We start from the raw sequence: 25,196 nt of genomic DNA on the forward strand, positions 1-25,196 counted from the left end.
GTATATTAGTTTCTGATACTGCTGTGTTGATTAAGTTATTGGTGATTCGGTTTGTGTCCTTTGTGCTGTTGTCAGTAACAAATGACTCTTGACAAATGACACCTGAACGCTCATAGCTTAACGTTTTTATCTTATTGGATGGAAAGAGGTACAAAAATCGTGAAAGGATTGGTGCGTTTATTAACAGTGTTTAGCTTGTTATTAGGATGCTGGGGATGGCTGGGAATGCCACAAATAGCCCAAGCTGCTCATTTCAACGGTCTTGCTTTTCATTCCACCCCAGTTTTGGCGGTTGAGGGAACACAAACCTTACGCAATCGTGCAGATGCTAAGCTCGCAAAGGTGTATGGTGAGAAAATCGATTTGAACAATACCAACGTGCGAGCTTTTCAAAAGTATCCGGGGCTTTACCCTACCCTTGCAAGGAAAATTATCTCAAATGCTCCTTATCAAACGGTAGACGATGTTTTAAACATTGAAGGCTTGAGCGATCGCCAAAAACAGATACTGCAGGCTAACTTGAATCACTTTAGTGTGACAGAGGTAGAGCCCGCATTCACGGAGGGAGATGACCGTTTTAACAACGGGATCTACAGATAACCTACTTGCATTTTCCAATCACCTCCACACTATCTTAGAACGTGGAGGTAAAGAGAACCGGATACGGGGTATGAAACTGTAACTTAATTTCTGGACAAAGTTCGACATTAATCGACACTTTTGTCCAACAAAATTTGTTATTGTGGTAACAACGCAAGAACCAAGCGAAGAAATTAAGGCTTGAGACCCTGTACAAAACTTTTAAGAGTAGTCTTGCCTGTAGCAAGGTGGTTGAGAAATCCAGAAACCTTAATAGGGCTGAAAATAAAGGATTAAAGTAGCAAAGTTTCTCAAATTAACGCCATCCTCAAATTGAACAAAGATGTTTCGCGCAGTCCCCACCTAAAAATACTCTAAAAAAATTGACATTTTAGGTGGGGGAAGCGAAACCAGTATAAAAAAGCGCAACAACATTATGGTAAAATCAGGTAGGTACGGCAAAACGAAGTTTCGTGGTTGCAAGACCGTTAGTAGCAACAATCTTTGTTAAGAATTGCTAAGTTTCCTGGGGTTTTCGTAGACAAAAGTTTATACGAATTGTTGAGGACGCCAGCTTACCAGGGAACGTTATCTAGTCCTAAAACTATGTAGCGCAAAGTTTTCCCAACTATAACGCAAGTTTAGTTGGCGGTGCGTTCAAATAGGATAAGTTCTATCCGAATTTAAGCCTGTGGACACGAGGATAAGGACAAAGGTACAAGGAGAACTTTTCTCCTTCCCTCCTTCCCTCCCTCCTACCATACTCCCTTCACCCCATTCCCTGCCTTGCTTCAAATAGATTTACCCAGCCAATTTGATGTTATAGTCGTCGGTGCCGGTGCAGCTGGATTGTACGCAGCACTGTGTATACCTGCCGATCTCAAAATCGGCTTGATTACCAAAGAAACACTTTCTCTTTCTGCTAGCGATTGGGCGCAGGGGGGTATTGCAGCCGCGATCGCACCGCAAGATTCTCCTTCTTTTCATGTTGAAGACACAGTGCGGGCGGGTGTGGGGTTGTGTGAAGCAGAAGCTGTAGAATTCTTAGCTAATAATGCCCCTAGCTGCATTGAATCCCTAGTTAAATTGGGGGTTGCCTTCGATCGTCATGGTAGCGAACTGGCTTTAACCTTGGAAGCTGCCCATTCTCACCATCGTGTTCTCCATGCCGCAGATACAACAGGGAGGGAAGTCATCACTACCCTGACAAACCAAGTGCTGCAACATCAAAATATTCGAGTCATTCAACAAGCTTTGGCTTTAAGTCTGTGGTTGGAACCTGGAACAAAACGTTGCCAGGGAATTTGCCTGTTTTATCAAGGTCAAGTCAGATGGGTAAAAGCCGCCGCCGTTGTTGTAGCTACAGGAGGTGGGGGTCAAGTGTTTGCCCAAACTACAAACCCAGCTGTCAGTACAGGGGATGGCGTAGCAATGGCATGGCGGGCTGGTGCAATTCTTCGAGATTTGGAATTTGTACAATTTCACCCCACAGCCCTGATAAAACCCGGTCGCTTTCTGATTAGCGAAGCTGTACGCGGTGAAGGGGCACATCTAATCGATAGTGAAGGACGGCGTTTTGCTTTTGACTATCATCCTCAGGGTGAACTGGCTCCTAGGGATGTCGTAAGTCGTGCAATTTTCAGCCACCTACAACGCACTTCAGCCGATTTGGCAACATCTCATGTCTGGTTGGATATGCAACCCATCCCTGCAGAAAAGATTCGCCATCGTTTTCCTAATATTATTAATGTTTGTAAACATTGGGGGATTGATGTTTTCTCAGAACCAATCCCAGTTTCCCCAGCTGCCCATTATTGGATGGGTGGTATTGTTACGGATCTGATGAACCGGACAAATATTCCTGGTTTATATGCTGTAGGGGAAACTGCAAGTACTGGGGTGCATGGAGCAAATCGTCTTGCAAGTAATTCGTTGTTGGAATGTATAGTATTTGGCGCACAAATGGCGTATATGAAGGATGAAGTCAGAAGGATAAAGGATGAATTTCAAGAATCTGAGTTGGTTGTTCATCCTTTATCCTTTATCTCTTCTGAAAGCGAGTGGCGCGAGCAGCAAGAATATTTAGAAGCACAACGAGAGAAAATCCCGCGTTTGGTATGGGAAAATGCTGGCATATGTCGCGAGCAGTCACAGATGGCTTCAGCGATCGAGACTGTTGAATCATGGCAAAGGGATATGGCTGCTTTGCCAATCGGTCAATTTTTCCAGTCTTTACATCCAGGACAAGCTGCTGTCGTGAACATACCGGATGTTGAACGGCAAGTGAGATTGTGGGCGGAAACTTGCAATCTTCTGGATGTTGCTTATTTGATTCTTAAAAGTGCTATCTTTAGAACCGAAAGTCGGGGAGGGCATTATCGCCTTGATTACCCTCAGTTAGACTCGAATTGGCAGGCACATACAATTGTGCAACACCATAACTGGTGGAAATCCCCTTTGCTTACATGAGATGGACGGGCAGTCCTGCCCATCCTACAGTTCCCGATCGGATACTCATTTCACAGTCAGCGAGTTCCACTACCATGCTGACTATCCGGACCACCATAATTTGGTGGTTCATAATTGTTACTAACTGCAGTACTTGAAACCGCGCTTTCTAAGGTTTGAGATTCAGACACGCTATTTGTTGAGCTACGAGCTGCAGTGGTACTAGCACCAGGGGCATTTAGCGTAGTGAACGCTACAGCAATTTTAGGAACTGTTAAATATGCGCCAACGGCAAGTAAGATAATGCTTGCGAGTCTTAAGTTAGTTTCCATAAGCCTCAGTAGATACCTCTTATTTTTGGTGTAACTGAGTCTTAATCGGTACTTTCAATTAGACTCAACTGTAAAGAATTGATGAATTTTAATATTTCATCATTATAAAGACTTAACCTAGGGCTAGATGTTGATACTTAACAGCTACATCATAGGTTTTAGTCATTCTTTAATTAATTTGTATTACTGAGAGATAACATTTTACATCTTCCAGAAGTGAGATCGTTAACTCATACTTAAGGAATAATCTGTAGTTTAGACTTCTTTTTAAGAAATCTTGACATTTTTGTGTCAAAATACTAAGTGTGGACAATAGTAGCTTTTTACGACAAGCAATTAGGCAGATTTGAGATGAGGGTAAGCCTTTGATGATGGGTTGCCAATGCCCACCTAAGGTAAATTTTATATATTTGGTGGGCAGTGAGTACTGATAGTATACAAATTTTATATTTAATTGGTTGAACTTACTTCTAAGTAAATATATTTAGAGCTATCGGATTTATGTTGGCATTTTGGCAGAATAAAGGTGTAAAATATCATTGTTTACGCAAATTTACGCAAACTCATAGCGATTTTTACCGAGGAGTTTAGCACGATACATGGCACTGTCTGCTTGTTTGAGCAATGTTTCAACGTCCTGAGTGTTGATGGGGTAGACGCTGATGCCTATGCTGGCAGAGACTCTGGTAATATGTCCTTCCAAAACAATCGGCTCATTAAGAGTTGCGAGAATTTTTTCGGCGACTGTGGCAGCAGCTTGAATTTTAGGAATAGCACGTAGAATTACGGTAAATTCATCGCCTCCCAAACGAGAAACAGTATCGCCACTGCGTAGGGAGTTATTAAGACGTTGGGCAATTGTGACTAAAAGGCGATCGCCCATTTCATGTCCTAGGGTATCATTAACTTGTTTAAAACCATCCAGGTCAATAAATAGTAGACCCAACAATAAATTGTTGCTTTGAGCCCATACCAAGGACTCATGAAGTTGTTCGGCGAAAAACTTGCGATTGGGTAGACCTGTGAGAGGGTCATGATGGGCGATGTAGCGGAAATGGTCTTCTTTGACCTGTAACTCTTTGTTTGTACGGAATAAATCTGCCGCAACGCGTTTGAGTTCTTCCTCTATGAGTTTGCGCTTGGTAATGTCTCGGATAACTCCAACCAGAAAGAAATTACCAGCAGCATCTCTGTGAAGAGAACGTTTCGTAGCAATTACGTGGGTATTTCCACTAGCATCGGTGAATTCCTCTTCACTTTCTTGAGGTTGCTGGTTTTGAAAGACTAACTCATCGGAGGCACGAAAAATATCGGCTTCGTGTTTGGGGAAAAAGTCATAGTCAGACTTTTCTAGGAGTAGGTGCTTGGAATAACCGCTAAATCGGCAGTATGCCTCGTTTAAGACAATCCACTGACGTTTTTCATTCTTCACAAAAATCGGGTCAGGGATTGTATCAATGAGTTGATGCAAGAACTCTTTAGAACGTTTTAACTCTTCTTGGCGATGTGCTATCTGAACAGTAATGGCAATGGCTGAACCACTCAAAGCAAACAAACCAGGTAAAACTGGTATCCACCAACCAGACAGCAAAGCAAGGTAAGCACTACCCGTAAGGACACAACAAAAAAGTAGGATACTCAGGTAACTTAGGCTTATGCGTTGCATTCGCCATTTGATACCTACTCCCACATAAGCGCAAGCAAAAACCCACAACCATTCCATGAGGTCAGACCAAGTTTTGAGTAGAGGTCTTCCTTCAAGGGCAGCCGAAATTAACTCGCTGATAAAATAAGCTTGTAGTTCAATACCGGATACAGGCTTTGCCCCGCCAATCAGACGACTGGAGTGTGGGATGAGGACAAAATCTTGGAGACTGGGTGCTGTCGAACCAATCAGGACAATGCGGTTTTTGATCCAGCTTTCTTGCACGCGATTGGTTAAGACATCCCGCATTGAGATTGTGCGAAAACTACAACGATCTTCTTTGGGTTGCCTGCATCTGACCTTGGGAAAGTTAGACAAGATTTGATAACCTCCGTTATCTGCACCTAGGTAGCTTCCAGAGTTGGGTTGAAAACGGTGAAATACGGTGTTGCCTAACTGCATAAAGTTGGGGTTGCTTTTTGCCTTTTTAGGAGTAATGCCTTCAGGCTTGAGATAAAGTAAAGCCAGGTAGAGACGCGCCATGGCGCGTCTCTACATTCTTTGTCAGACGTGTCTAATAAGATGTAGTAGGCACTAACTCACCCTACTGCTACTATGCTGCGTCCCAAACAATCAATCTAATTGGTGTGGGATTGTAAGCATTGCAAGGGTTGTTAATTTGCGGACAGTTAGAGATTAGCACCATCACATCCATTTCTGCCCTGAGATCGACAATTTTTCCAGCTTCAGAAATACCATCTACAATTTCCAAAGTGCCGTCTTCGCTAACGGGAACGTTCATGTAGAAGTTGACGTTGCTGACAAGGTCGCGTTTGTTCATTTCGTACTTGCTCAGTTCTAGCAAGTAATTTTCGACACAGGCGTGCAGATGTTTCTTATGCAGCCCATAGCGCACTGAGTTGCTTTCCATGCTGCACGCTCCACCGAGTGTATCGTGTCTGCCACAATCATCATGGATGACGGTCATCATCACGTTCCCTTCGTTGGAAATCAATTGCGTGCCCGTAGTGATAAAAATGTTACCTTGACGTACAACAGTATCGGGAGCGCTGTATCTTTCGGAAGTATCCTCAGCGTTGTAAAACAATGTGTCAACGGCTTGATTGCCCAGCAAATCAATAATCCGTAATATTTGCCCTTTTTTGATTATCCGAGACCAGGGCTTACGGGCAGGTAACTCCTCGTTGTAAATTGCTGTTGCTGGATCGAGTTCAATGGGTAATGTTGCGACCATAATTGGATTCCTCTTCTATTTTCAAATACCAAGAAACAGAGATTGCAAAGGTAACTTCATTTTCCCAACGACTTCTGAGCAAACAACGCATCGGTGTTAATGAAACCACGAATCACTTCTTCGTTTGCAGTACGGCACAGATCGTCCGGTGCAGGTGCAGGGGATTTCCAAACGGTAAGCTGAATCGGCTTAGGCTTGTAGACTGTATCGGGATGTAACACGTGGGGGCAGTTGGAAATAACTACCAATACATTCATTTCTGCCCGCAAATCAATAAAACTGCCCGGTTTTTCATTGCCCGTGACATATTCCAAGTCTCCATTTGGATGCACTGCCACCCGGCTAAACAGATTCAGGTTAGGCATCAAGTCTTTGCGGGTTAAACCACGCTTGCCCAAAGCTTTGAGGAAATTGTTGCGCGAGTTATTGTAATCGCTTTCGCCGTATTTATTGTAAGGCCCTTCGCCATATTTCGCGGCGTTGCTGGCAGCATTGCTGCAACCACAGATGAGATCGTGATAGCCGCAGGTGTCCTCTGTAATGGAGAACAAAATGCGTCCCATGTCAGAGTAAATGACCATGCCCTTTTTGAGGAAGGCGTTGAATTGAATCTTGGCGGTATCTGCTACATTGAGTCGCTCAATTGGGCTATCCGCGTTGTAGCAAATCATTGAAACACCCTGAGATCCTTCCAGATCGGTCACGCGCAGGGTATTTCCCCGTTCGATTATGTAATGCCAATACGCACCACCAGGTAGCTTTTCATCCAGCAAAATCAAGTTTGGATCGATTGCCCCCATATTTGGTAGAACAGATGCTTGCACCATAAAATCCTCTTGTTACGGTTAGACGAGGGGTTGAGAAATTGCCAAAAGCTCAACCTCAGGAATTTGGAGAAGCTACTGAGTCAAATAACAAAGCCCAGGAAATTACCAATACAGTCATACTGTCTGGCTCTCCCGGGCTTTTCTCCCGCCGTGTGACCGACTCTCTCAGAGTGGGCTGCTTCTCTTGGACCAGCCATCACACACTCTGTGCGATCGGAACCCTAGAAGCTCATCCTTATTTAGTTTGTAATTTGAATTCGAGAAACTTCTACAACATTATAAACACAACTTTCCCTACTTGGGTCAGTGTTTTTACAGGATATTTTTTTTCAATTTTAGCAAGATTTTTATAAAAATTTGTATCACTGACTACTTTTTAATAGCCATACGTGGCTCAAAAGTATTTAAATTGGTGCAAAAGTTGGCTTGAGGAAGCATTAAAGAGGCAGATGCCATAGCTCTGCCGCACTTATTGTTTTTTTTGAAACAATTATTCAAATATTAAAAAATCCTGACTTTTTTGTTGATTCTTGTAGCATTAAATACATTTTTGCAGTTTGCTCGTTGTTAGAGTGTTAAGCAGAAATAAAGTGAAGGTAAGTTTTCAATCTTCTGCTTGCTCGCAATGATGTAGCAAGTTTAAAAATTTAATACAAAGTAAAATCTATAGACTTCTAGGGTTCCGATTTGGATTAAATAGAGCGAGTGTTGAACTTGTTTCTTGATTTGGTTCAAATGCTGGTCCGAGAGAAGTCGGTAAGCTAGTTAGTCGTGATGTTTGAACGCCCGATCTAGTTTATTACACGGCGGGGGAAAAGCCCGGGAGGAAGTTTCAGCTAGTTAGTACTGAATAATTCTTTCCGGGTTTTTCCATATAAGTTCGAGTTTGTTGCCCTTGACTTTATTATTTGCAATTTAAAAAAGTATTTCGCCTATGAAAAAGCGATCGCTCCTCATAGCCTGCCTTTTATTTTTAGTTGTTACGTCTTTAACTATAGGCTGCACAAACCCAGCAGTTTATATTAAAACTACCACCGAAGCCGAGGCAGCAGCAGTCGCCAACAGCAAGGCTAGAACCATAAACTTGGGCTTTAGCGCTTGGCCGGGTTGGTTTCCCTGGCAAGTTGCTCAGGAGCAAGGAATTTTTAACACCAAAAACGCAGCCGTTAATCTCAAGTGGTTTGATGGCTATCTTGAGTCCATTAGCACCCTTGCAGCCGGACAAATTGATGCCAATAGTCAAACCCTGGGTGATACTGTCAGTTCCGTAGCAGGGGGCGCAGATCAAGTCGTGGTACTCGTCAACGACAACTCCACTGGCAACGATAAAGTTATCGTGGCAAAAGGAATCAACACCGTTGCAGATTTGCGTGGCAAAAAAGTGGCTGCTGAAGAGGGCACTGTCGATCACTTTTTGCTGTTGCTGGGCATGAAACAGGCTGGCTTAAAACCTCAAGACATTCAGTTTGTGCCTTTAGAAACGGGAAAAGCCGCAGCTGCTTTTGCTGCCGGTCAAGTTGATGCGGCTGCCGTTTTTGCACCATTTACAACACAGGCATTGCAGCGAGCAGGCAGTAAAGAATTGTTTAGTTCCAAAGACTTTCCGGGTGCAATTTCCGATCACCTTGTGGTATCGCGTAAATTTTTGTACGAACACCCGGAAGAAATTCAGGCACTAGTTGATTCTTGGTTTGCCACACTCGATTACATTCGGGAAAACCAAGAACGTACTTATATCATCATGGCAAAACGGGCAGGTGTGCCAGTTGAAGAATACAAACAGTATGCCGATGGTACGCGCCTCTTTACAGTAGAAGAAAATTTGAAAGCCTTTCAACCGGGCAACAATATGACTTCTTTACTGTATGCTACCGAGCAAATGAGCCAGTTTCTCATTGATGTGGGGTTAGCGAAAAAGAAACCGGATGCAACACTTTTATTTGACGATCGCTTTGTCAAAGCCTATATGCAAAAGCGAGTTAAACCTGCATAAAACTATGACATTCGGTGTTTCTTGTCTGACCCAACATCTCACCCCAAATTTAAACCATGAGCCAAAGCACTCCGCCTCCCTCGCTCCAATCGTTCACTAAACCAGGAATCATGAAGTCTACCGTTTTTTGGCGACTGGGTGAAGATATCCCAAAGCCCCTTTACACGGCATTGACCATTGCTTCAATCTCCCTGCCGTTGTTACTCTGGTGGGCAGTCACAACTTTCGGCAACATAGATCCAAAGTTTTTGCCTTCCCCTGCAAAAGTTGCAGAAGCTTTTGGGCGCTTGTGGATGACACGAGAACTGCTGAAAGACACTGTAGCGAGCCTTTGGCGAGTTGGTGTTGGCTTTTTGTTAGCAGCAAGCTTCTCAATTCCGGTGGGAATTTTGATGGGAAGTTTTTCCAGCATTCGGGCTTTATTAGAGCCCCTGTTTGGTCTGATGCGCTATATGCCTGCACCTGCGTTTATTCCCCTGTTGATACTCTACCAGGGCATTGACGAAGAACCGAAAATTATGCTGATTTTCATCGGTGTCTTTTTTTTCAATACGCTGATGGTGATGGATACCGTCAAATTTGTGCCCAAAGAATTGATTGAAGCAACCTATATGCTTGGAGGGAATCGGCGGGCAACCCTCACTCAAGTGATTTTACCTCACGTTCTTCCCGGCATTCTGGATGCCTGTCGGATCAATTTAGCTGCTGCTTGGCAACTTGTGATTGTGTCAGAATTAATCGCCGCAACTGAAGGGTTGGGAAGACGCATCAGCGTTGCCGGTCGATTTTTAAGAACCGATGAAATCTTTGTTGGACTGATTGTAATTGGCATCATCGGATTGGCATTTGATTTGTTGTTTCAGTATCTGCTTCGTGTTACTTGCAAATGGGCAAGCCAGAAGCGATAAATAAGTCGTCCTCAGTCATTTGTCATTTGTCATTGGTGAGATTTTCTAATTTATTTACATTTTGTAACAAATTTCTGTTTATTCCTGCCCACTTACTTTAACAGAGGCTAAACGAATGTTTTTGCAAGTCAATAAGCTCAACAAACACTTTTCGACTCGCTCCGGTACCCTCGTAGCTCTTAAAGATATTAATATGGCTATCAAGCAGGGCGAATTTATCTGCGCGGTAGGTGCGTCCGGTTCCGGCAAATCCACACTACTTCGCCAGATTGCTGGGCTCGACAGCCCGACATCCGGGGAAGTACGCATTGATGGCAAACTTGTTACCAGTCCGGGTCCCGATCGCGGCATGGTGTTTCAGCACTACACCCTCTATCCCTGGATGAACGTGCAGGAAAATACCGAGTTTGGACTCAAGCTGCAAGGGGTTCCTAAAAAAGAGCGGCGCGAACGGGCAAGCTACTTCCTCAGCATTGTCGGTTTATCCCGTTTTAGCACTGCGCTACCCAAGGAACTCTCGGGGGGGATGAAGCAGCGTGTTGCGATCGCCCGTGCCCTGACATCAGAACCCAAAGTGTTGCTGATGGATGAACCCTTTGGCGCACTCGATATCCACACCAAAGAATCAATGCATGAATTTATACTTGACCTTTGGAAGCGCACCAACATTACGATCTTCACCATTACCCACGACGTCGAGGAAGCCGTTTTCCTATCCAACCGCATCTATGCCTTAGGTGCTTGTCCCGGAACAGTACGTAAGGTAATAACCATCAATTTGCCTGACCGTAGCCCTACGATCAAGCGTCATTCTATCTTCCACGACTATCGCGATGAACTGATGGATTTGCTACGGCAACATGGCAAGGAAGCTGCTGCAGCATAAAATCAAAAAATTTAGAACTTACGCATTGACATTTACATCCATGCCTTTTAATCTACCATCTAAGTGTACCTATTTTTTCCACTAACCTTTCGGAATTATGTGAACGTTTACCATTAACAAAAAATCGGTACTATGCAGTCAAGTCAACCTTCTGTGTTAGGTGTTCCAAAATAAAGTCACGAGCTACTTGAATACAAATTCAAGAAGTTAGCCCTTGGATTGAGCAGGTATTGCGAGTAGAGCAGCCTTTCAAACGGGCTAGCCGCCAGTACCGCCACGGAGAAGCTTCTGAGGTTATAGTAGAAACTCCTAATGGAAAGGTAACTTTCGGCGAACATCACCCTGTGGTAGTTGTTGCTGGACCTTGCTCGGTAGAAAACGAAGCAATGATCGTAGAGACAGCACACAGAGTCAAGGCAGCTGGTGCTCATTTTTTACGTGGTGGCGCATACAAACCCCGAACATCGCCATATGCGTTCCAAGGACACGGCGAGAGTGCTTTAGAATTGTTAGCAAAGGCGCGGGAAGCAACTGGGTTGGGCATTATTACAGAAGTCATGGACGCTGCCGAACTGGAGATTGTAGCAGAGTTCGCGGATGTGGTTCAGGTAGGGGCAAGGAATATGCAAAACTTCTCCCTACTGAAAAAAGTGGGAGCACAACCGAAACCAGTTCTTCTGAAACGGGGGATGGCTGCAACTATTGAAGATTGGTTGATGGCAGCAGAATACATCCTAGCAGCAGGAAATCCAAATGTTATATTGTGCGAGCGGGGAATTCGTACCTTTGACCGCCAATACACCCGCAACACCTTGGATTTATCCGCAGTACCGGTTTTGCGAAACCTGACTCACTTGCCGATAATGGTCGATCCCAGCCACGGTACAGGTTGGGCAGCGTTTGTACCATCAATGGCAATGGCGGCGATCGCAGCTGGCTGTGACTCATTAATGATTGAAGTTCATCCCAACCCGTCAAAAGCCATGTCTGACGGACCCCAATCTCTGACACCCGAGCGGTTTGACCGTTTGATGCAGGAACTTGCAGTTGTTGGCAAGGCTTTTGGGCGCTGGGAACAACCGACTGCTGCTGTAATCTAAACATTGACAACGAATACTACTTTTCCGCTCTAAAATTAGCGATTTTTGTAGTAGGGTGGGCACTGCCCACCCTTGTCTGTTATGCGGCATAGCTCAACCTAAGTCTACGTCTGCCGCTGTAATATAACCATCGGCAACAAATAGGAAACGGATGTAATACATAGGTTATCTGTAGTTCTCACAGATAACCGATCCATTACATCTGTTTATTTGCGTTATTAGCGTCTTCTGCCTCTGCTACCAAAACCAGCAGTTGGTCTAGAACGAGTCCCGCCGCCACTACCAAAACTACTACCGCTGGGGGTGCGTCGGTTGGTGCTGGAGCCAGAAGGTCTGAGGGTACTGCTACCATAACCGGAACCAGTAGCACGATTGCCAGGAGCAGTGCGTGGTGTAGTACGTACACTCGTATCGCTACCAGGATATGACCTTCTCAAAGTTCCTGTTGTGCGGAAAGCTGTTCTGTTTCTCTCTACGGCAGGTGGTGCATTGTAACGAGTGCGATAACTTTGAATCGCATCCCCATAGCTTCTGCCATAACCGCCGTATCCATATATCCCACCGGGCTGGTAGACAGGTGGAACATAATATTGAGGTCTAAATAACATACTGCCGATCGCCTGACCTGCTAAGCTACCCGCAGCTGCACCAGCGAAAGGTGCCCAAAAGCTATTTTCTTGGCGAACAACCACTGTTTCTGGTTGACCGGTTTGAGGGTTGGATCGCGTCTCGGTGACGTTATGGACGTATTCAATTTTGAAATCTTCTGTAAGATAGAGCGCAGGTTGTCCGTTTTCTACTTTCAAGTAGGTTTTTTGACCTTGCTTAATTTGGTCATCCGTCAACCTTGCCATTTGTAAATTTTGTGTCCTATAGTTAGGGGGTGTTGCGTTCAGAAGAATCAAGTTATACTCCCCATCAGCATCATTGTACTGGGCTTGCTGTACTGGATACTGACCATCACTTAGCTTAGTGTTAGACGTTGTTTGATTGGTTTGATTATTATTGCCAGCTTGAGGTGTAGCTTGGTTTCCACCACCGCAAGCAACGGTTGTCAAGCACAGACTCAAAGCTAAAAAAACAACTGTGAACTTACGCAATATTGTCATGAGCATTTGACTATTTTCCTATATTGAGCTTAACAATTTCTCCATTGTGTGGTAAGTGTGGACGACCGATCCAAAAAATTACAAGGGAATCAACTCTGGGTAATATTGTAAAAGCAGATCGCTTGTAAGTTCATCCCCCAACCGAGCTGGGGAAAAATGTACCTGAATTGCTCGGAATTTATGTTTGTAATGCAAATTGATTAGGGCTTTCAAAGCTTCCTTCAGTGCTGGGATATTCGACAGATCTGTTTCTAATTCTGGGACTTCACCCTCAAACGCCACTGTAATCATCACCACGACATTACGTGTTGCAGGCAGAGAAAGGGGTTCATTGTCCCTATAGTTGTCACCGTAATCTGGTTCGCTTAGATAGCGTTGAGCAGAGTCGGTAAAGAGTTCGTTAACATAGTCCCCCGCCTCTCCTTCACTCCAAAATACGTCGCCTTCATTAGCTGCCGCTTGCCAATACTCATCATATTGCAGTAGATTCTCGGCAATTTCTACAAGCCCTTCTCCCAAGGCTTCCATATCACCATCATTATCTACCGCTTCCCTAGCACCACGATTGAAAACTCCCAAAATTGGTGCCACATCAGACCCGCCTAGATGTAGCATTATGCGACAGACCACATAGCGAGTTCTACCTATCATTTTATTAAATGCTTGCATTTTTTCCTCCAGAAATGAGTTAGAGACATAATACTAATTTACAGACGCGCCATGGCTAGTCTCTACAACAGACGCGCCATGGCTCGTCTCTACAACAGACGCGCCATGGCTCGTCTCTACAACAGACGCGCCATGGCTCGTCTCTACAACTATTAACTAATACAATGAAACCCCTTAAAAAAATCAACTATCATATTTAATGATGGCAGGATCGTGTCTAGGACTTCAGAAGAGCTATCATGGGTTGTGTAATGACTGTCATTAGAGTCATTTAGAAATCTTTTACCAAAATAAGGATTGTCGTATAAAAGCAAAGTTTGGGCACTGGAATTTGTTAAAACTATCTGAGTGGGAGCTTGGAAAAACTTAAATTTTCCTACTATTTCCAGAACTTTTTTCATTTTCTTTATAATAACAGCATTATCTATGGCTTTCTCTAAGAGCGTGTTGACTTTTTCAATCGAGTGGCACCGCAAACCTAATTGGGAAATATCTTCGCCAGCAATCATTTCTATAATTGTATAAATATTCTTGTGAGCGTTAGATGTATCTTTAAAGGGAAGAATAGCTATATAAGCCATAGGTAATAAACTTTCGTCATTATCCACTCTAAAGGTGAATACCGTCCGGCGACACCCAATTTCTACACCAGGGGGTTGTTGCAGTTCAGGGTATTCCTGGGAAATTTGGTAATAAGCACCAGCAATAGCAAAATTCGCTTCGTGATCCAGAGGTCTATCTACGATAATTCGGATGGTTGGTGGAGTTTCGTTAAAAAAGTCACTAGAGTCCAGGGAAGTGAAATTGTGTATAATCGACTGGTCTCCTGCAGGGCTAAGATCCACCCACTCGCAAATAATGCCTTCAGTTTTTAATCCAAATCTTGAAGTGGCGTAAAGTTTTGTCCCGGTTAAAACTGCCCCTGTCAGGTCAGCGCCAACCCACTCCACCTTGATTAATTTTGCATGGGTTAAATCGGTGTGAATCAGACTTGCATTAGTTAAATTAGCATAACTTAAATCTGCACCAATTAAATTAGCCCCACTTAGTTTTGCTCCTGACAAATCTGCCCATCGGAGATTAGCTCGACTTAAATCTGCCCATCGGAGATTAGCTCCACTTAAATTAGCCCCACTCAAATTAGCTTGACTGAAATTCGCTTGTTTGAGTTCTGCATCGCGGAAATTAGCCCCACTCAAATCAGCACGAGTTAAGTCAGTCCCTTTTAAGTTTGCCAGTTCTAGATTAGCCCCTGTGAGGAAGGCATCCCTAAAATTTGCCTCACTCAAATTTGCCTCTCGGAGTACAGCATGTCTTAAAGCAGCTTCCCGCAAATCCGCACCTTTGAGATTTGCCTTCATTAAATCAGCATGACTGAGATTGGCACGAATTAATTCACTGCGAATCATGGAAGCACCCTTCAGTTCGGCATTGCTTAAATCTGCCCGAATCAAATTTGCTACATTGAGAATAGCGCCTTTTAAGTTCGCTTTCTTTAAGTTAGCGCCTCTTAATCTAGCAACATTCAGCTTGGCATAACTCAAGTTAGCTTCAACTAAATTTGCACCACTGAGGTTGACAACACTCAAGTTAGCTTTGGTAAGATGAGCACCACTGAGTTTTGCGCCACTCAGGTTAGCTTCACGAAGGTCAATTCCGTAAAAATCTCTGATACCTGATGCATATTTGTCTAAAAATTCCTCTACATTCATGGAAGCTACCCCTGATATGCCAACTTCAAAAGTTGGTACAGTATGGAGAAAATCTTGAAAAAATGGAGTCTCCAAATCACAAAAAAGTACATTGGTACACATAAAGTGAACTAGTGAGGATAGTCATTAGTCATTAGTCATCAGTCATTTGTGAAGAACAAAGGACAAAGGACAAATAACAAATGACAGTTAACATACTTACGTTTATTGGCACACAGTTACTTAGATGAACATTGGTATTCTAGGACTTGGATTAATTGGCGGTTCTTTGGGCTTGGATTTGCGATCGCAAGGGCATCATGTCTTGGGAGTGAGTCGCCGGGAATCAACCTGTCAGAGGGCAATAACCCTTGGCAGTGTAGATGTTGCCTCAGTAGACATGAGCTTGCTTTCAGCAGCAGAGGTAGTATTTATTTGTACACCTCTAGGGCATATTATTCCCACATTTGAGCAGCTAATTGCTCATCTCCCTGCAAATACAGTTGTAACTGATGTTGGTTCCGTAAAAACACCGATAGTGGAGGCAATTGCGCCACGTTGGGAAAATTTTGTAGGCGGACACCCAATGGCGGGGAAAACTGAAACTGGTATAGAAGCGGCTTTGCGGAATTTGTTTTTAGATAAGCCTTATGTCCTGACCCCTCTACCAACAACACCGACTGCTGCCATAACTGTTGTGGAGAAGATAGTCGAGGAACTGGGATCTAATATTTATACTTGTTCGCCAGAAGAACACGACCAAGCAGTGAGCTGGATTTCGCACTTACCCGTAATGGTTAGTTCCTCATTGATTGCTGCTTGTATGAGTGAAACAGATCCAAGAGTTTTAGAATTAGCCCAAAAGTTTGCTAGTTCTGGCTTTAAAGATACAAGCCGCGTGGGTGGTGGAAATTCAGAATTAGGGCTGATGATGGCACAGTACAATCGACAGCAGTTATTGCGATCGCTCTTACAATATCGTGACAATCTAGACAAAACGATTCACTTAATCGAGCAAGAAGATTGGGCTGCTTTAGAACAGCAACTACACTCAACCAACAAAGCAAGATCCAAGTTTGTTAAGCAGTAGGTTGGGGAGCCACTGCGTTGTGGGGGTTCCCCCCATTGAAGCAAGTGGCGTTTGAGGAACGAAACCCAACAATCTTGCACCTTCTTTGTGGGAGGAGGTGTGCGGCATAGCCCTACCTACGATCGGGATCAGCTTTTTGGGCTTTGATTTTTGCAATAAGGTGATGGTGCAAGATATAAGGAGCGATCAAAATTTTTTGAAAAAAATTGAATCGTGTAAAGCTAACTGTAATTTCATTTGACTGATGATTTCTTTTAATACATGAGTCAACATATTAATATTAGCGATCGCTTGACTGGGGTTACCTTCACTAATGGCTAGTATTTCCTCTGTTAGCTCAATTTGTTGGTCTTTGAGTATAGAAACAACTTCCTCATGAGTTAACCGAGAAAAGGGTACGATTTGACACCTACTCTTGATAGTACGAAAAGGCTAATCCTCCCCTGTACATTTACCTAAAGGTAGAAAATTTTCGCTATTACAAACGGGTTTGCCATATCAAAAATCAAATTTTCTACACCCCAAGCGCAAAGTTCTACTGAAGAAAGACATGAAAAATACCCTTTGCGGTAGTCGAGGAGAAGGATGGTTTCTTAGATAAGATTCCATTATAAACGATCCTATAAAAGGAGCACATTTCTTGATTCCGTAGCTAAGCACAATTGCTACCTATTCTCAAACAGCACGCAAAATGAAAGATGAAGACAAAACAAAAGACCAACTCATAGCTGAATTAGTGGCGTTGCGCCAACAAATTGCTGTTCTTGAAGCGTCAGAAGCTGAACACAAGGAGACTTTAACGGCGCTTAAAGAAAGTGAAGAGCACTTCCGCTTGGCAGTAGAAGATGTTCGGGACTACGCAATTTTTATGCTAGATACATCCGGTCATAATATTAGTTGGAATGCGGGTGTAGAACGCATTTTAGGCTACTCGGAAGTAGAGTTTATCGGTCAGCATAGCTCCCGCATTTTTACACGGGAAGATATTGAGGATGGGATACCAGAACAAGAGATGAGGACGGCAGAGACTGAAGGTCGGGCGGTGGACGAGCGCTGGCATATCCGCAAGGATAGTACTCGTTTCTGGGCTTCTGGAATTATGACAGCTTTACGGGATAAAACTGGCAAGTTAAAAGGCTTTACAAAGGTGATGCGGGACTTTACCGACCGCAAGCAGGCTGAGGAAGAACGCGCTCAGTTTCTGGAACGCGAGCAAAAAGCGAAATGGGAGATGGAAACAACCTTAGCAAAGCTCCAGAAGAGCGAAGCACGTTTTAGGCGTTTTGCCAAGTCTGGAATGGTTGGTGTCATTTTCTCGGATGTTAAGGGCAATATTGCAGATGCTAACGAAGCCTTTCTCAAAATGGTGGGTTATACAAGGGAGGACTTGCTTTCTGGTAAGCTGAGTTGGTACAAAATGACACCAGAGGAGTATCTTCACCGAGATTCACAAGCTATTAAAGAACTCAGAGAATCTGGAGTTTGTACTCCTTTTGAGAAAGAGTACATTCGCAAAGATGGCAGCCGCGTTCCCATTGTACTTGGTGCTGCTTTGTTGGAGGGGTCTCAGGATAATGCTGTGTGCTTCGTCCTTGACATCACTCGACGGAAATGGGCGGAGTCATCACTCCAAACAGCATTAAGCCGTTTGCACCGCCAGTTGCAGTTTACTAAAGCCATTACGAGTAGCTTGGGTGAAGGAGTTTATGCGATCGACAACACTGGATGTGTCACCTTCTTGAACGCTGCTGCCGAGCAAATCTTGGGCTGGATTGAAGCAGAAATCTTGGGGAAAAATATGCACAATACAATTCACTTTCAACACGCAGATGGTTCCCCAATTCTTTGGGAGGATTGTCAGGTGATGACAGTTTTGCAATCAGGCAAGATTGTGAGGAACGAGCTAGATGTGTTTACACGTAAGGATGGAACTATTTTCCCCGTTGCGTATACTGCTTCGCCTATAGTTGTAGATGGTCAAATCATCGGTGCAGTGATTGTCTTTCAAGATATCACAGAACGCAAACGGGTTGAACAAGAACACACCCAACTTTTGGCAAGGGAACAGGCTGCACGTAACGAGGCTGAAAAAGCCAGTCGTCTTAAGGATGAATTTTTGGCAACGGTTTCTCACGAACTGCGTACTCCCCTTAACGCCATACTTGGATGGGTACAACTGCTGCGTCGGGGTAAATTAAATGAAGCAGCCGTGACACGTGCTTTGGAAACTATCGAGCGTAATGCTAGGTTACAAAACCAAATCGTTGAAGATATTCTTGATGTTTCGCGTATTATCAGGGGCAAGCTGCATCTTCAAATTCGCCCTGTTAAACTTATACCCGTGATTGACGATGCTCTTGATGCGGTGCGTTTAGCAGCCGAAGCAAAAGGTATTGAACTGACATCTATACTTGAATCCGAAGCAGGTCCGGTTGCAGGTGATTCAGACCGATTGCAACAAGTCGTTTGGAATCTGCTGTCTAACGCCATCAAATTTACTCCGAAAGGTGGTTGTGTTAGTATCCAATTACAACGCGTCAATTCTGATGCCGTTATTACAGTCAGCGATACGGGACAGGGTATCAGCGCTGAATTTCTACCCTACATCTTCGATCGCTTTAGTCAAGCCGATGCTACTACGGTGCGATCGCACAGCGGTCTGGGGCTGGGACTTGCGATTGTGCGTCACTTGGTGGAACTGCACGGTGGAACTGTTGTAGCAAGTAGTCCCGGCGTGGGAAAGGGGGCAACGTTTACAGTTCATCTGCCAGTTATGAATATACTTGCAATAGAGGCAAATCATAAGTCACAGGTGCATCTCACACAAGAGAGTGACGTGCTGTTAAACGGTGAGTTAATCCTTGATGGCTTGCACATACTAGTTGTAGATGACGAAGCTGATGCCCGTGAGATGCTCACTGTGATGCTCCAACAGTCAGGAGCAAAGGTGAAGACAGCTGGCTCGGTTGGGGAAGCGATGAGTTTACTTGAGCGCTTAACGCCGGATGTCCTGGTGAGCGATCTTGGAATGCCAGTGGAAGATGGCTACACCCTAATCCGACAGGTTCGGGAGCGCTTGAGCGATCGCTTAGGACAGATTCCTGCTCTGGCTTTGACGGCATACGCTAGAGCCGAAGACCGCACGCTGGCAATTTCTGCTGGTTTTCAGATGCACCTACCCAAGCCGGTTCAGCCTCAGCAGTTGGTGACTGCAATCGCAAACCTGGCTGGAAAAACCAGCAATGTGTAAAAAGTTTCAAAAATTCCTTGGAAAACAGTTGGCAACAACTAAGGTAAGTAGGCAACAATAAATAGCTGGGGGAAAGGAACACCACCCTTAAAGACAAAGTCGCTTATGAGCTGCCACCCTCTACGAGTAAAGTACTGTTCGCGAAATGATAGTCTTGCTGCTGGATAGAGTTGTCTCCAGAGGAGAAGATCGGAACGATTTAAAAACCAATCATCACAAAGATATTCCTCTACCAAAAATCCTGCTTTCTTTAATAGGTTCAATATCTGCTCCTGGCTAAATGCATGGAGGTGATAGCGGTCTATATGGCGGGTTTCGCCTAGTGGTACTGAGAGGAAAAATTTACCTTCGCGAACCAAAAGCTTATGAATGCGCTTCAGAAAATTGGCAGGATGTTTGAGGTGTTCTATTGTCTCGAAAGAAACAACAACATCGAACTGATTCGACCACTCGAATTCCTCAGCATTGGCGCAGGTAAAATCAACATTAGGGGTTTGATAGTTTTTCCTGGCATATTCCACGGTCTTCGGACATACATCAACCCCCACAACGATGTTTGCGCCAGCAACACCAAGCATTTGGCTGCCGTATCCACTACCGCATGCAATATCAAGAACGTTTTTCCCTTTTACATAACGTGCTGCAGTCTGGTAGCGTTTGAGATGCAACTCAGCTATCCTTTGACTTGCTGGATCGTTAGCTATCTGTTTGGGGATAAAACGTTCCCATGTAACACTCAGATCTTGTAAGCCCTCATTCAACTCAACAACAGAGGTACGAGTGTTTGATTGCTCTTTAAGAATGTTGTTGCTGTCTCTCATCAGCTAGCACCCTCATTATTTATTCAAAAAAAATCCTTGAATTAAGTAAGTGAACAGAAATCAATAGAACTGTGTTATAAAATGTTAACCGAACCGAAATCCTTACCAATGACCAATGACAAAGGACTAAGGACAGTCTTCATGAATTAACTTTATTTGTGTCACCTTACTTAACTTGGTTATCCTCCCCTTAAATCTCAAATTTCTTAAATGCTAATGTTACATTGTGACCCCCAAAACCAAAGGAATTAGAAAGAGCAACTTCCACCTTTTTAGTTCGGCTTATATGGGGAACATAATCTAAATCGCAGTTAGAGTCTGGATTGTCCAGATTGATTGTTGGTGGAATTGTGTTTGTGGCTGTTGCCATAACTGTTGCCACAGCTTCAATGCCCCCAGAACCGCCCAACAAATGACCTGTCATAGATTTGGTGGAGCTGATGGCGACATGAAAAGCTTGTTGTCCTAAAGCTTGTTTTATGGCTAAAGTTTCATTGACATCGTTGGCAGGGGTACTTGTACCGTGAGCATTGATGTAACTGACTTGATTGGGAAACAAACCAGCATCTTTTAATGCCAGTTCCATAGCTCTAGCAGCCTCTGAACCTCCACTCAAGGGAGCCGTCATGTGATAGGCATCGCACGTCAGACCATAGCCAACGATTTCTGCATAAATGCGAGCCCGACGGGATAGTGCGTGCTCTAGCTCCTCTAATAATAAAATTCCCGCTCCTTCTCCCATGACAAAGCCATCGCGATCGCGATCGAAAGGACGAGAAGCGCGAGTGGGTTCGCAATTGCGAGTTGACAAAGCTCTAGCAGACGCAAATCCAGCCATAGATAAAGGAGTGACTGTAGCTTCTGTACCACCGCAAATAACTGCAGAGGCGTAACCGCGTTGAATCAAACGAAATGCTTCTCCTATAGCGTTGGAACCCGCAGCACAGGCAGTAACCGTACAAAAATTAGGTCCCCTAGCCCCCGTATGTATTGCTGTCAGCCCACTAGCCATATTGGCAATCATCATTGGAACCATAAAAGGGCTGCATCGGTCAGGTCCTTTTGTGAGGTAAATTTCCTGTTGGGTTTCCAGAACCTTTATCCCACCAATACCAGTGCCAATGACTACACCAACTTGGCTGGCATTACTCTCATTGATTTCAATTCCCGCATCTGCGATCGCCTGCTGACTGGCACAAACAGCAAACTGAGCAAAGCGATCCATCCGCTTCGCTTCCTTGCGGTCTAAATAATCACAAGGGTCAAAATTCTTAACTTCTCCTGCAATTTGACAACTCAAACGCGAAGCATCAAACAAAGTAATCGGTCCAATCCCACTGCGTCCTTGGAGGAGACCTTGCCAGTATTCTGGTACTGTATTTCCCAAAGGCGTAATGGCTCCCAAACCCGTGACTACCACTCGCTTTAATTCAACTGACATTTATCTCAACTCCAAGCTCAAATTTTGGTTAGACTTGTTAAATTTTGGGAAACTCGACTCATATCATGTTCGGTTAAACACTTGTAATAAAAATACCCCTCCCTAACCCTCCCCTTAATAAGGGGAGGGTGCCGTTACAGCCATATTGTAGGTTTTAGAAAGAGTATGAAACTCAACCCCAATTTCTTTGGCTGCGGGAATTTCTAACAAACTCGTTGGTTGATAACCATCAAAAGCTAGCTCGGCATAACACAAGTCATGGACGAGTAAAATCTCGTGTTTGCGAGCAAAAGCGACAATTTCTGTAAAAAATTCTCGAGGAGCAGTTGCTGCCGTGGGATTGCTGGGATAATTAAAGTAGAGAATCTTTGCTCGTTCAGCCACATCATCGGGAATTGCCGCTAAATCAATCAACCAGTTGTTCTCGGGTTTGAGAATTAAGCTGTGAATTGTTCCTCCAGCAATCACTGGACCTCGAAAATGGGCAGGGTAGGCAGGGGAGGGAACTAAAACCAAATCACCGGGATTGATGTAGGCTATGGCAAGATGCCCCAATCCTTCTTTAGAGCCCAGTAACGGTAATGCTTCGCTATCTGGATCTAAATCAACTCCATAACGTCGCTGATACCAGTTAGTAATAGCACGACGAAAACTTGCTGTTCCTTCAAAAGGAGGATAACCGTGATTTGCCGAATTTTGCAAAGCTGCGATCGCGGCTTCTACCACTGGTTGGGGTGTTGCGCCATCTGGGTTCCCCATACCCAAATCAATTAAATCCAGTCCTTGTTCGCGAGCCTTAGCCTTGAGTTCATCTAGACGGGCAAATACATAGGGCGGTAATTTCTGTACGCGTTCGGCTGGGACAATCCAATCTAATGTCATCGAGAAAATTATGAATTATGAATTATGAATTATATGACGAGAGAATAACCAATCACCAAAAGACTCTGATGAGAAGCCACTGCCTTGCAGCGACTTCTTATCATTACATAATGCTGAACCTTACTGAACTTCTTCCGCAGTTGGCGTCAAACTTAAAGGGGCGCGGTTTCCTTCTACTGGTGCAGTGGTAGACACCATTGCTGCCATCAATTGTTCTAGCGCGACCTTAAAAGGTAGTCTGTGGATATCGGAATTTGCCGCCAAAGCTATTTCAGCTGCTGTTTGCAACTGTGCCAGTGTGATGTTCCCCAATCCCAAATCATTTAATTTTTGCGGTAATCCAATCTCTGCATAAAACTTCAACAGCTGTTGTCGTGCAGCGACTGCAAGTTGATTGCCTTGGAGCATTTCTTCCAAACGCAGTTGCACCAAAATACCGTAGGCAACTTTTTCACCGTGAATGCTGCTTCCTTTTGAAATGTGGGTCAAACCGTTATGTACGGCATGGGCAGCTACGGTACGGCATTGTGCTCCTCCAAGTCCCCCAATCACACCAGCAAGCAGGACTGTAGCGTCTACAACTTCTCTCCAAGCCTCGCCGCCGGGATGCTTCAAGGCAGTGGCTGATTTTTGAAAGAGGATATCCCGTAACACTCTTGCTTGTTGCACCGCCGCAATAATCAAAGTTTGTTCCGAATGCCCGCTGCTGACAGAGGCTTCATACCACTTTGCCAGCGCATCCCCAATGCCTGCTACAAGTGTACGTTGGGGGGCAGTTTGAACTAGGTCGTAATCAAGTACGAGTAAATCGGGACAACGCGCTAGTGCTACATCGTAGAGAAAAGCCCCATTGTCGGAATACACGTTTGATAAAGCTGTCCAAGCAGCACAGGTGGCAGCTGAAGTAGGAATTGTGACTGCTGGTAGCTGCAATTGGTGAGCCAGTAATTTAGCTGTATCCAATGCCTTACCGCCGCCTACACCAATAATGACATCCGCCTTGTGTTCTTTTGCGGCTTTTTGTAGGGATTTCAGGCTGGCTTCACTACAATCTGGGGTATAATGAGCAGAGGCAAAATGAAACTTTTTCTGTTCCAGTAGTGGTTGCAAGTGGGGTTCAGATACTTTGAGGGAGCGATCGCCTCCGACAATTAAGGGACGGCTTCCCAATAGAGCGATAGTTTCGCCTGCCTGAGCCAAAATTTTCGAGCCTCGGATGACTTTTGCTGGCGCTACAGTAAGGGCGAGGATAGAGCTAGAGGTTGGAGTAGACAACTTTTCCGTCGGTTGATTCAACATATAACTAATTACGACAGTAGCACTTCTAGATACTTAAGTTAAGGGGACAGTGCTTCAGTGCCCAATAACTTGATGATTTTCAATTTAGCTTTCTATAAATATTTAATTTTCGATTTATATATTAACAAAAACTAAAATAGGTATTACAAAATACAAAAAAAATGTAGAAATGTATGCGATCGCCGCTCTTGCGTGCCGCAGGCTAGACAGCGCTACTACGAGCCATATCCATAGATTTTACGTTTTTTTATATACTCGCCGACTTACTTAGCATCAAATTTTGGGCGTTTTGAACAAACATATGAATTTTAAAATTCCCATTGATGTAGAGACGCTTCAAACAGCGCGTCTCTACAGGTTTAAGCGTTCGATTGGGGTAACAACGCAAATTTGTCTTGGTAAATCTCGACCGCCATGTTCTGGTCTTCACGCTTGGCAAGCGATCTCTTTACCTGGCCTAAATAAGCTGGTATAGAGACCCCTGGTTCTGGGTGTAAAATAGTTCGTGCTCTAATAGTCAACTGGTTATCACTTAATGCCCCCAGACGACCATAGGAGTACAAATCGCTTGCTGCTTGACGGAGAGTTGCTTCTAATTCTGTGGGGGTAATACTTGGTGGGATTGCAATCACTGCTTGTGGTCCCCCATTATCATAGACGAGACTGTAGTGAATTGCACCAGGAATGACAGTACGAGTTAACGGCGTCAACGAGAGAGCAAATAACCCAGTCGTAAGCACTAGCATAAAACCAGTTACACCCACTAGCCGAAAGCGGAGTCCCCATTTCAGAATAAAACCTAAAATTGCCAGTCCAGCAAATGCCAATGTTGCAATACCAGACCATTGGGTGTATTGAAGAAAATCATCTGTTGTGAACATAAGACGTTGGCTACCTAGGTGTCCTCTTCAATTTTCTACTAATACACGAATTTTGTTAGTAGTTAATGATGAGTTGTTAGTGGTGAAAGT

17 protein-coding genes, 3 pseudogenes and 2 riboswitches are annotated in these 25,196 nt (G+C 44.2%); of the genes and pseudogenes, 8 read left to right on the forward strand and 12 right to left on the reverse strand.

The window, feature by feature from the left end; translation table 11 throughout:
• The first annotated feature begins 159 nt into the window (after positions 1-159).
• Both psbU and nadB read left to right on the forward strand, forming a co-directional pair.
• Positions 160-600: a photosystem II complex extrinsic protein PsbU gene (gene psbU, locus ACYRY3_RS06715; RefSeq protein WP_460200925.1), complete on the forward strand. Its 441-nt coding sequence runs from the start codon at positions 160-162 to the stop codon at positions 598-600.
• A 765-nt stretch (positions 601-1,365) separates the two neighbouring features.
• Positions 1,366-3,048 (forward strand): L-aspartate oxidase, encoded by a 1,683-nt coding sequence (gene nadB / locus ACYRY3_RS06720; protein WP_460200926.1) that lies wholly within the window; start codon positions 1,366-1,368, stop codon positions 3,046-3,048.
• A 56-nt stretch (positions 3,049-3,104) separates the two neighbouring features.
• Here nadB and ACYRY3_RS06725 read toward each other — a convergent pair whose 3' ends face one another.
• From ACYRY3_RS06725 to ACYRY3_RS06740, 4 genes and pseudogenes are all read right to left on the reverse strand, one after another.
• Positions 3,105-3,359 carry a hypothetical protein gene (locus tag ACYRY3_RS06725; RefSeq protein ID WP_460200927.1) on the reverse strand — a complete coding sequence of 85 codons (255 nt, stop codon included), beginning with the start codon at positions 3,357-3,359 and terminating at the stop codon, positions 3,105-3,107.
• A 553-nt stretch (positions 3,360-3,912) separates the two neighbouring features.
• Positions 3,913-5,538, reverse strand: a pseudogene (locus ACYRY3_RS06730) (diguanylate cyclase domain-containing protein); the annotation flags it as partial.
• A gap of 79 nt (positions 5,539-5,617) precedes the next feature.
• Positions 5,618-6,259, reverse strand: coding sequence for an urea amidolyase associated protein UAAP2 (locus tag ACYRY3_RS06735; protein ID WP_460200928.1), 642 nt, complete (start codon positions 6,257-6,259; stop codon positions 5,618-5,620).
• A gap of 56 nt (positions 6,260-6,315) precedes the next feature.
• The gene (locus tag ACYRY3_RS06740) at positions 6,316-7,086 is read right to left on the reverse strand and encodes an urea amidolyase associated protein UAAP1 (protein ID WP_460200929.1); all 771 of its coding nucleotides are present in this window, start codon (positions 7,084-7,086) and stop codon (positions 6,316-6,318) included.
• Positions 7,087-7,213: 127 nt separating this feature from the next.
• A riboswitch (guanidine-I (ykkC/yxkD leader) is annotated at positions 7,214-7,322 on the reverse strand.
• A gap of 427 nt (positions 7,323-7,749) precedes the next feature.
• A riboswitch (guanidine-I (ykkC/yxkD leader) is annotated at positions 7,750-7,914 on the forward strand.
• Positions 7,915-8,020: 106 nt separating this feature from the next.
• On the opposite strand from ACYRY3_RS06740, the gene ACYRY3_RS06745 reads away from it, so the two are divergent.
• From ACYRY3_RS06745 to aroF, 4 genes and pseudogenes are all read left to right on the forward strand, one after another.
• Positions 8,021-9,079: an ABC transporter substrate-binding protein gene (locus tag ACYRY3_RS06745; RefSeq protein ID WP_460200930.1), complete on the forward strand. Its 1,059-nt coding sequence runs from the start codon at positions 8,021-8,023 to the stop codon at positions 9,077-9,079.
• Positions 9,080-9,135: 56 nt separating this feature from the next.
• Positions 9,136-9,987 (forward strand): ABC transporter permease, encoded by an 852-nt coding sequence (locus ACYRY3_RS06750; protein ID WP_460200931.1) that lies wholly within the window; start codon positions 9,136-9,138, stop codon positions 9,985-9,987.
• A 115-nt stretch (positions 9,988-10,102) separates the two neighbouring features.
• Positions 10,103-10,873 carry an ABC transporter ATP-binding protein gene (locus ACYRY3_RS06755; RefSeq protein ID WP_460200932.1) on the forward strand — a complete coding sequence of 257 codons (771 nt, stop codon included), beginning with the start codon at positions 10,103-10,105 and terminating at the stop codon, positions 10,871-10,873.
• A gap of 191 nt (positions 10,874-11,064) precedes the next feature.
• A pseudogene (gene aroF, locus ACYRY3_RS06760) lies at positions 11,065-11,973 on the forward strand (3-deoxy-7-phosphoheptulonate synthase); the annotation flags it as partial.
• Between the two features lie 218 nt (positions 11,974-12,191).
• Here the strand turns inward: aroF and ACYRY3_RS06765 are convergent.
• The 3 genes from ACYRY3_RS06765 to ACYRY3_RS06775 form a co-directional block, all read right to left on the reverse strand.
• Complete coding sequence (locus ACYRY3_RS06765) at positions 12,192-13,088, reverse strand: hypothetical protein (protein WP_460200933.1); 897 nt, start codon at positions 13,086-13,088, stop codon at positions 12,192-12,194.
• A 72-nt stretch (positions 13,089-13,160) separates the two neighbouring features.
• Positions 13,161-13,751: a DUF1517 domain-containing protein gene (locus ACYRY3_RS06770; protein ID WP_460200934.1), complete on the reverse strand. Its 591-nt coding sequence runs from the start codon at positions 13,749-13,751 to the stop codon at positions 13,161-13,163.
• Positions 13,752-13,903: 152 nt separating this feature from the next.
• Positions 13,904-15,463: a pentapeptide repeat-containing protein gene (locus ACYRY3_RS06775; protein ID WP_460200973.1), complete on the reverse strand. Its 1,560-nt coding sequence runs from the start codon at positions 15,461-15,463 to the stop codon at positions 13,904-13,906.
• Positions 15,464-15,689: 226 nt separating this feature from the next.
• Here ACYRY3_RS06775 and ACYRY3_RS06780 point away from each other — a divergent pair, with 226 nt between their 5' ends.
• Both ACYRY3_RS06780 and ACYRY3_RS06785 read left to right on the forward strand, forming a co-directional pair.
• Positions 15,690-16,532: a prephenate/arogenate dehydrogenase gene (locus ACYRY3_RS06780; protein WP_460200935.1), complete on the forward strand. Its 843-nt coding sequence runs from the start codon at positions 15,690-15,692 to the stop codon at positions 16,530-16,532.
• 691 nt (positions 16,533-17,223) lie between these two features.
• Positions 17,224-19,782: a PAS domain-containing hybrid sensor histidine kinase/response regulator gene (locus tag ACYRY3_RS06785; protein ID WP_460200936.1), complete on the forward strand. Its 2,559-nt coding sequence runs from the start codon at positions 17,224-17,226 to the stop codon at positions 19,780-19,782.
• A 38-nt stretch (positions 19,783-19,820) separates the two neighbouring features.
• On the opposite strand, the gene ACYRY3_RS06790 is transcribed toward ACYRY3_RS06785, so the two are convergent.
• The 5 genes and pseudogenes from ACYRY3_RS06790 to ACYRY3_RS06810 all read right to left on the reverse strand — a co-directional run bounded on the left by ACYRY3_RS06790 (position 19,821) and on the right by ACYRY3_RS06810 (position 25,106).
• Complete coding sequence (locus ACYRY3_RS06790) at positions 19,821-20,603, reverse strand: class I SAM-dependent methyltransferase (protein ID WP_460200937.1); 783 nt, start codon at positions 20,601-20,603, stop codon at positions 19,821-19,823.
• 190 nt (positions 20,604-20,793) lie between these two features.
• On the reverse strand, positions 20,794-22,044 hold the full coding sequence (gene fabF, locus ACYRY3_RS06795; protein WP_460200939.1) for a beta-ketoacyl-ACP synthase II: 1,251 nt from the start codon (positions 22,042-22,044) through the stop codon (positions 20,794-20,796).
• A gap of 138 nt (positions 22,045-22,182) precedes the next feature.
• Positions 22,183-22,926, reverse strand: a pseudogene (locus ACYRY3_RS06800) (aminotransferase class I/II-fold pyridoxal phosphate-dependent enzyme); the annotation flags it as partial.
• Positions 22,927-23,046: 120 nt separating this feature from the next.
• Positions 23,047-24,225: an iron-containing alcohol dehydrogenase gene (locus tag ACYRY3_RS06805; protein ID WP_460200940.1), complete on the reverse strand. Its 1,179-nt coding sequence runs from the start codon at positions 24,223-24,225 to the stop codon at positions 23,047-23,049.
• 359 nt (positions 24,226-24,584) lie between these two features.
• Positions 24,585-25,106, reverse strand: a complete 522-nt coding sequence (locus tag ACYRY3_RS06810; RefSeq protein ID WP_460200941.1) for a DUF2518 family protein — start codon at positions 25,104-25,106, stop codon at positions 24,585-24,587.
• Positions 25,107-25,196 lie beyond the last annotated feature (90 nt).

Source organism: Scytonema sp. NUACC21 (genome assembly GCF_054684315.1).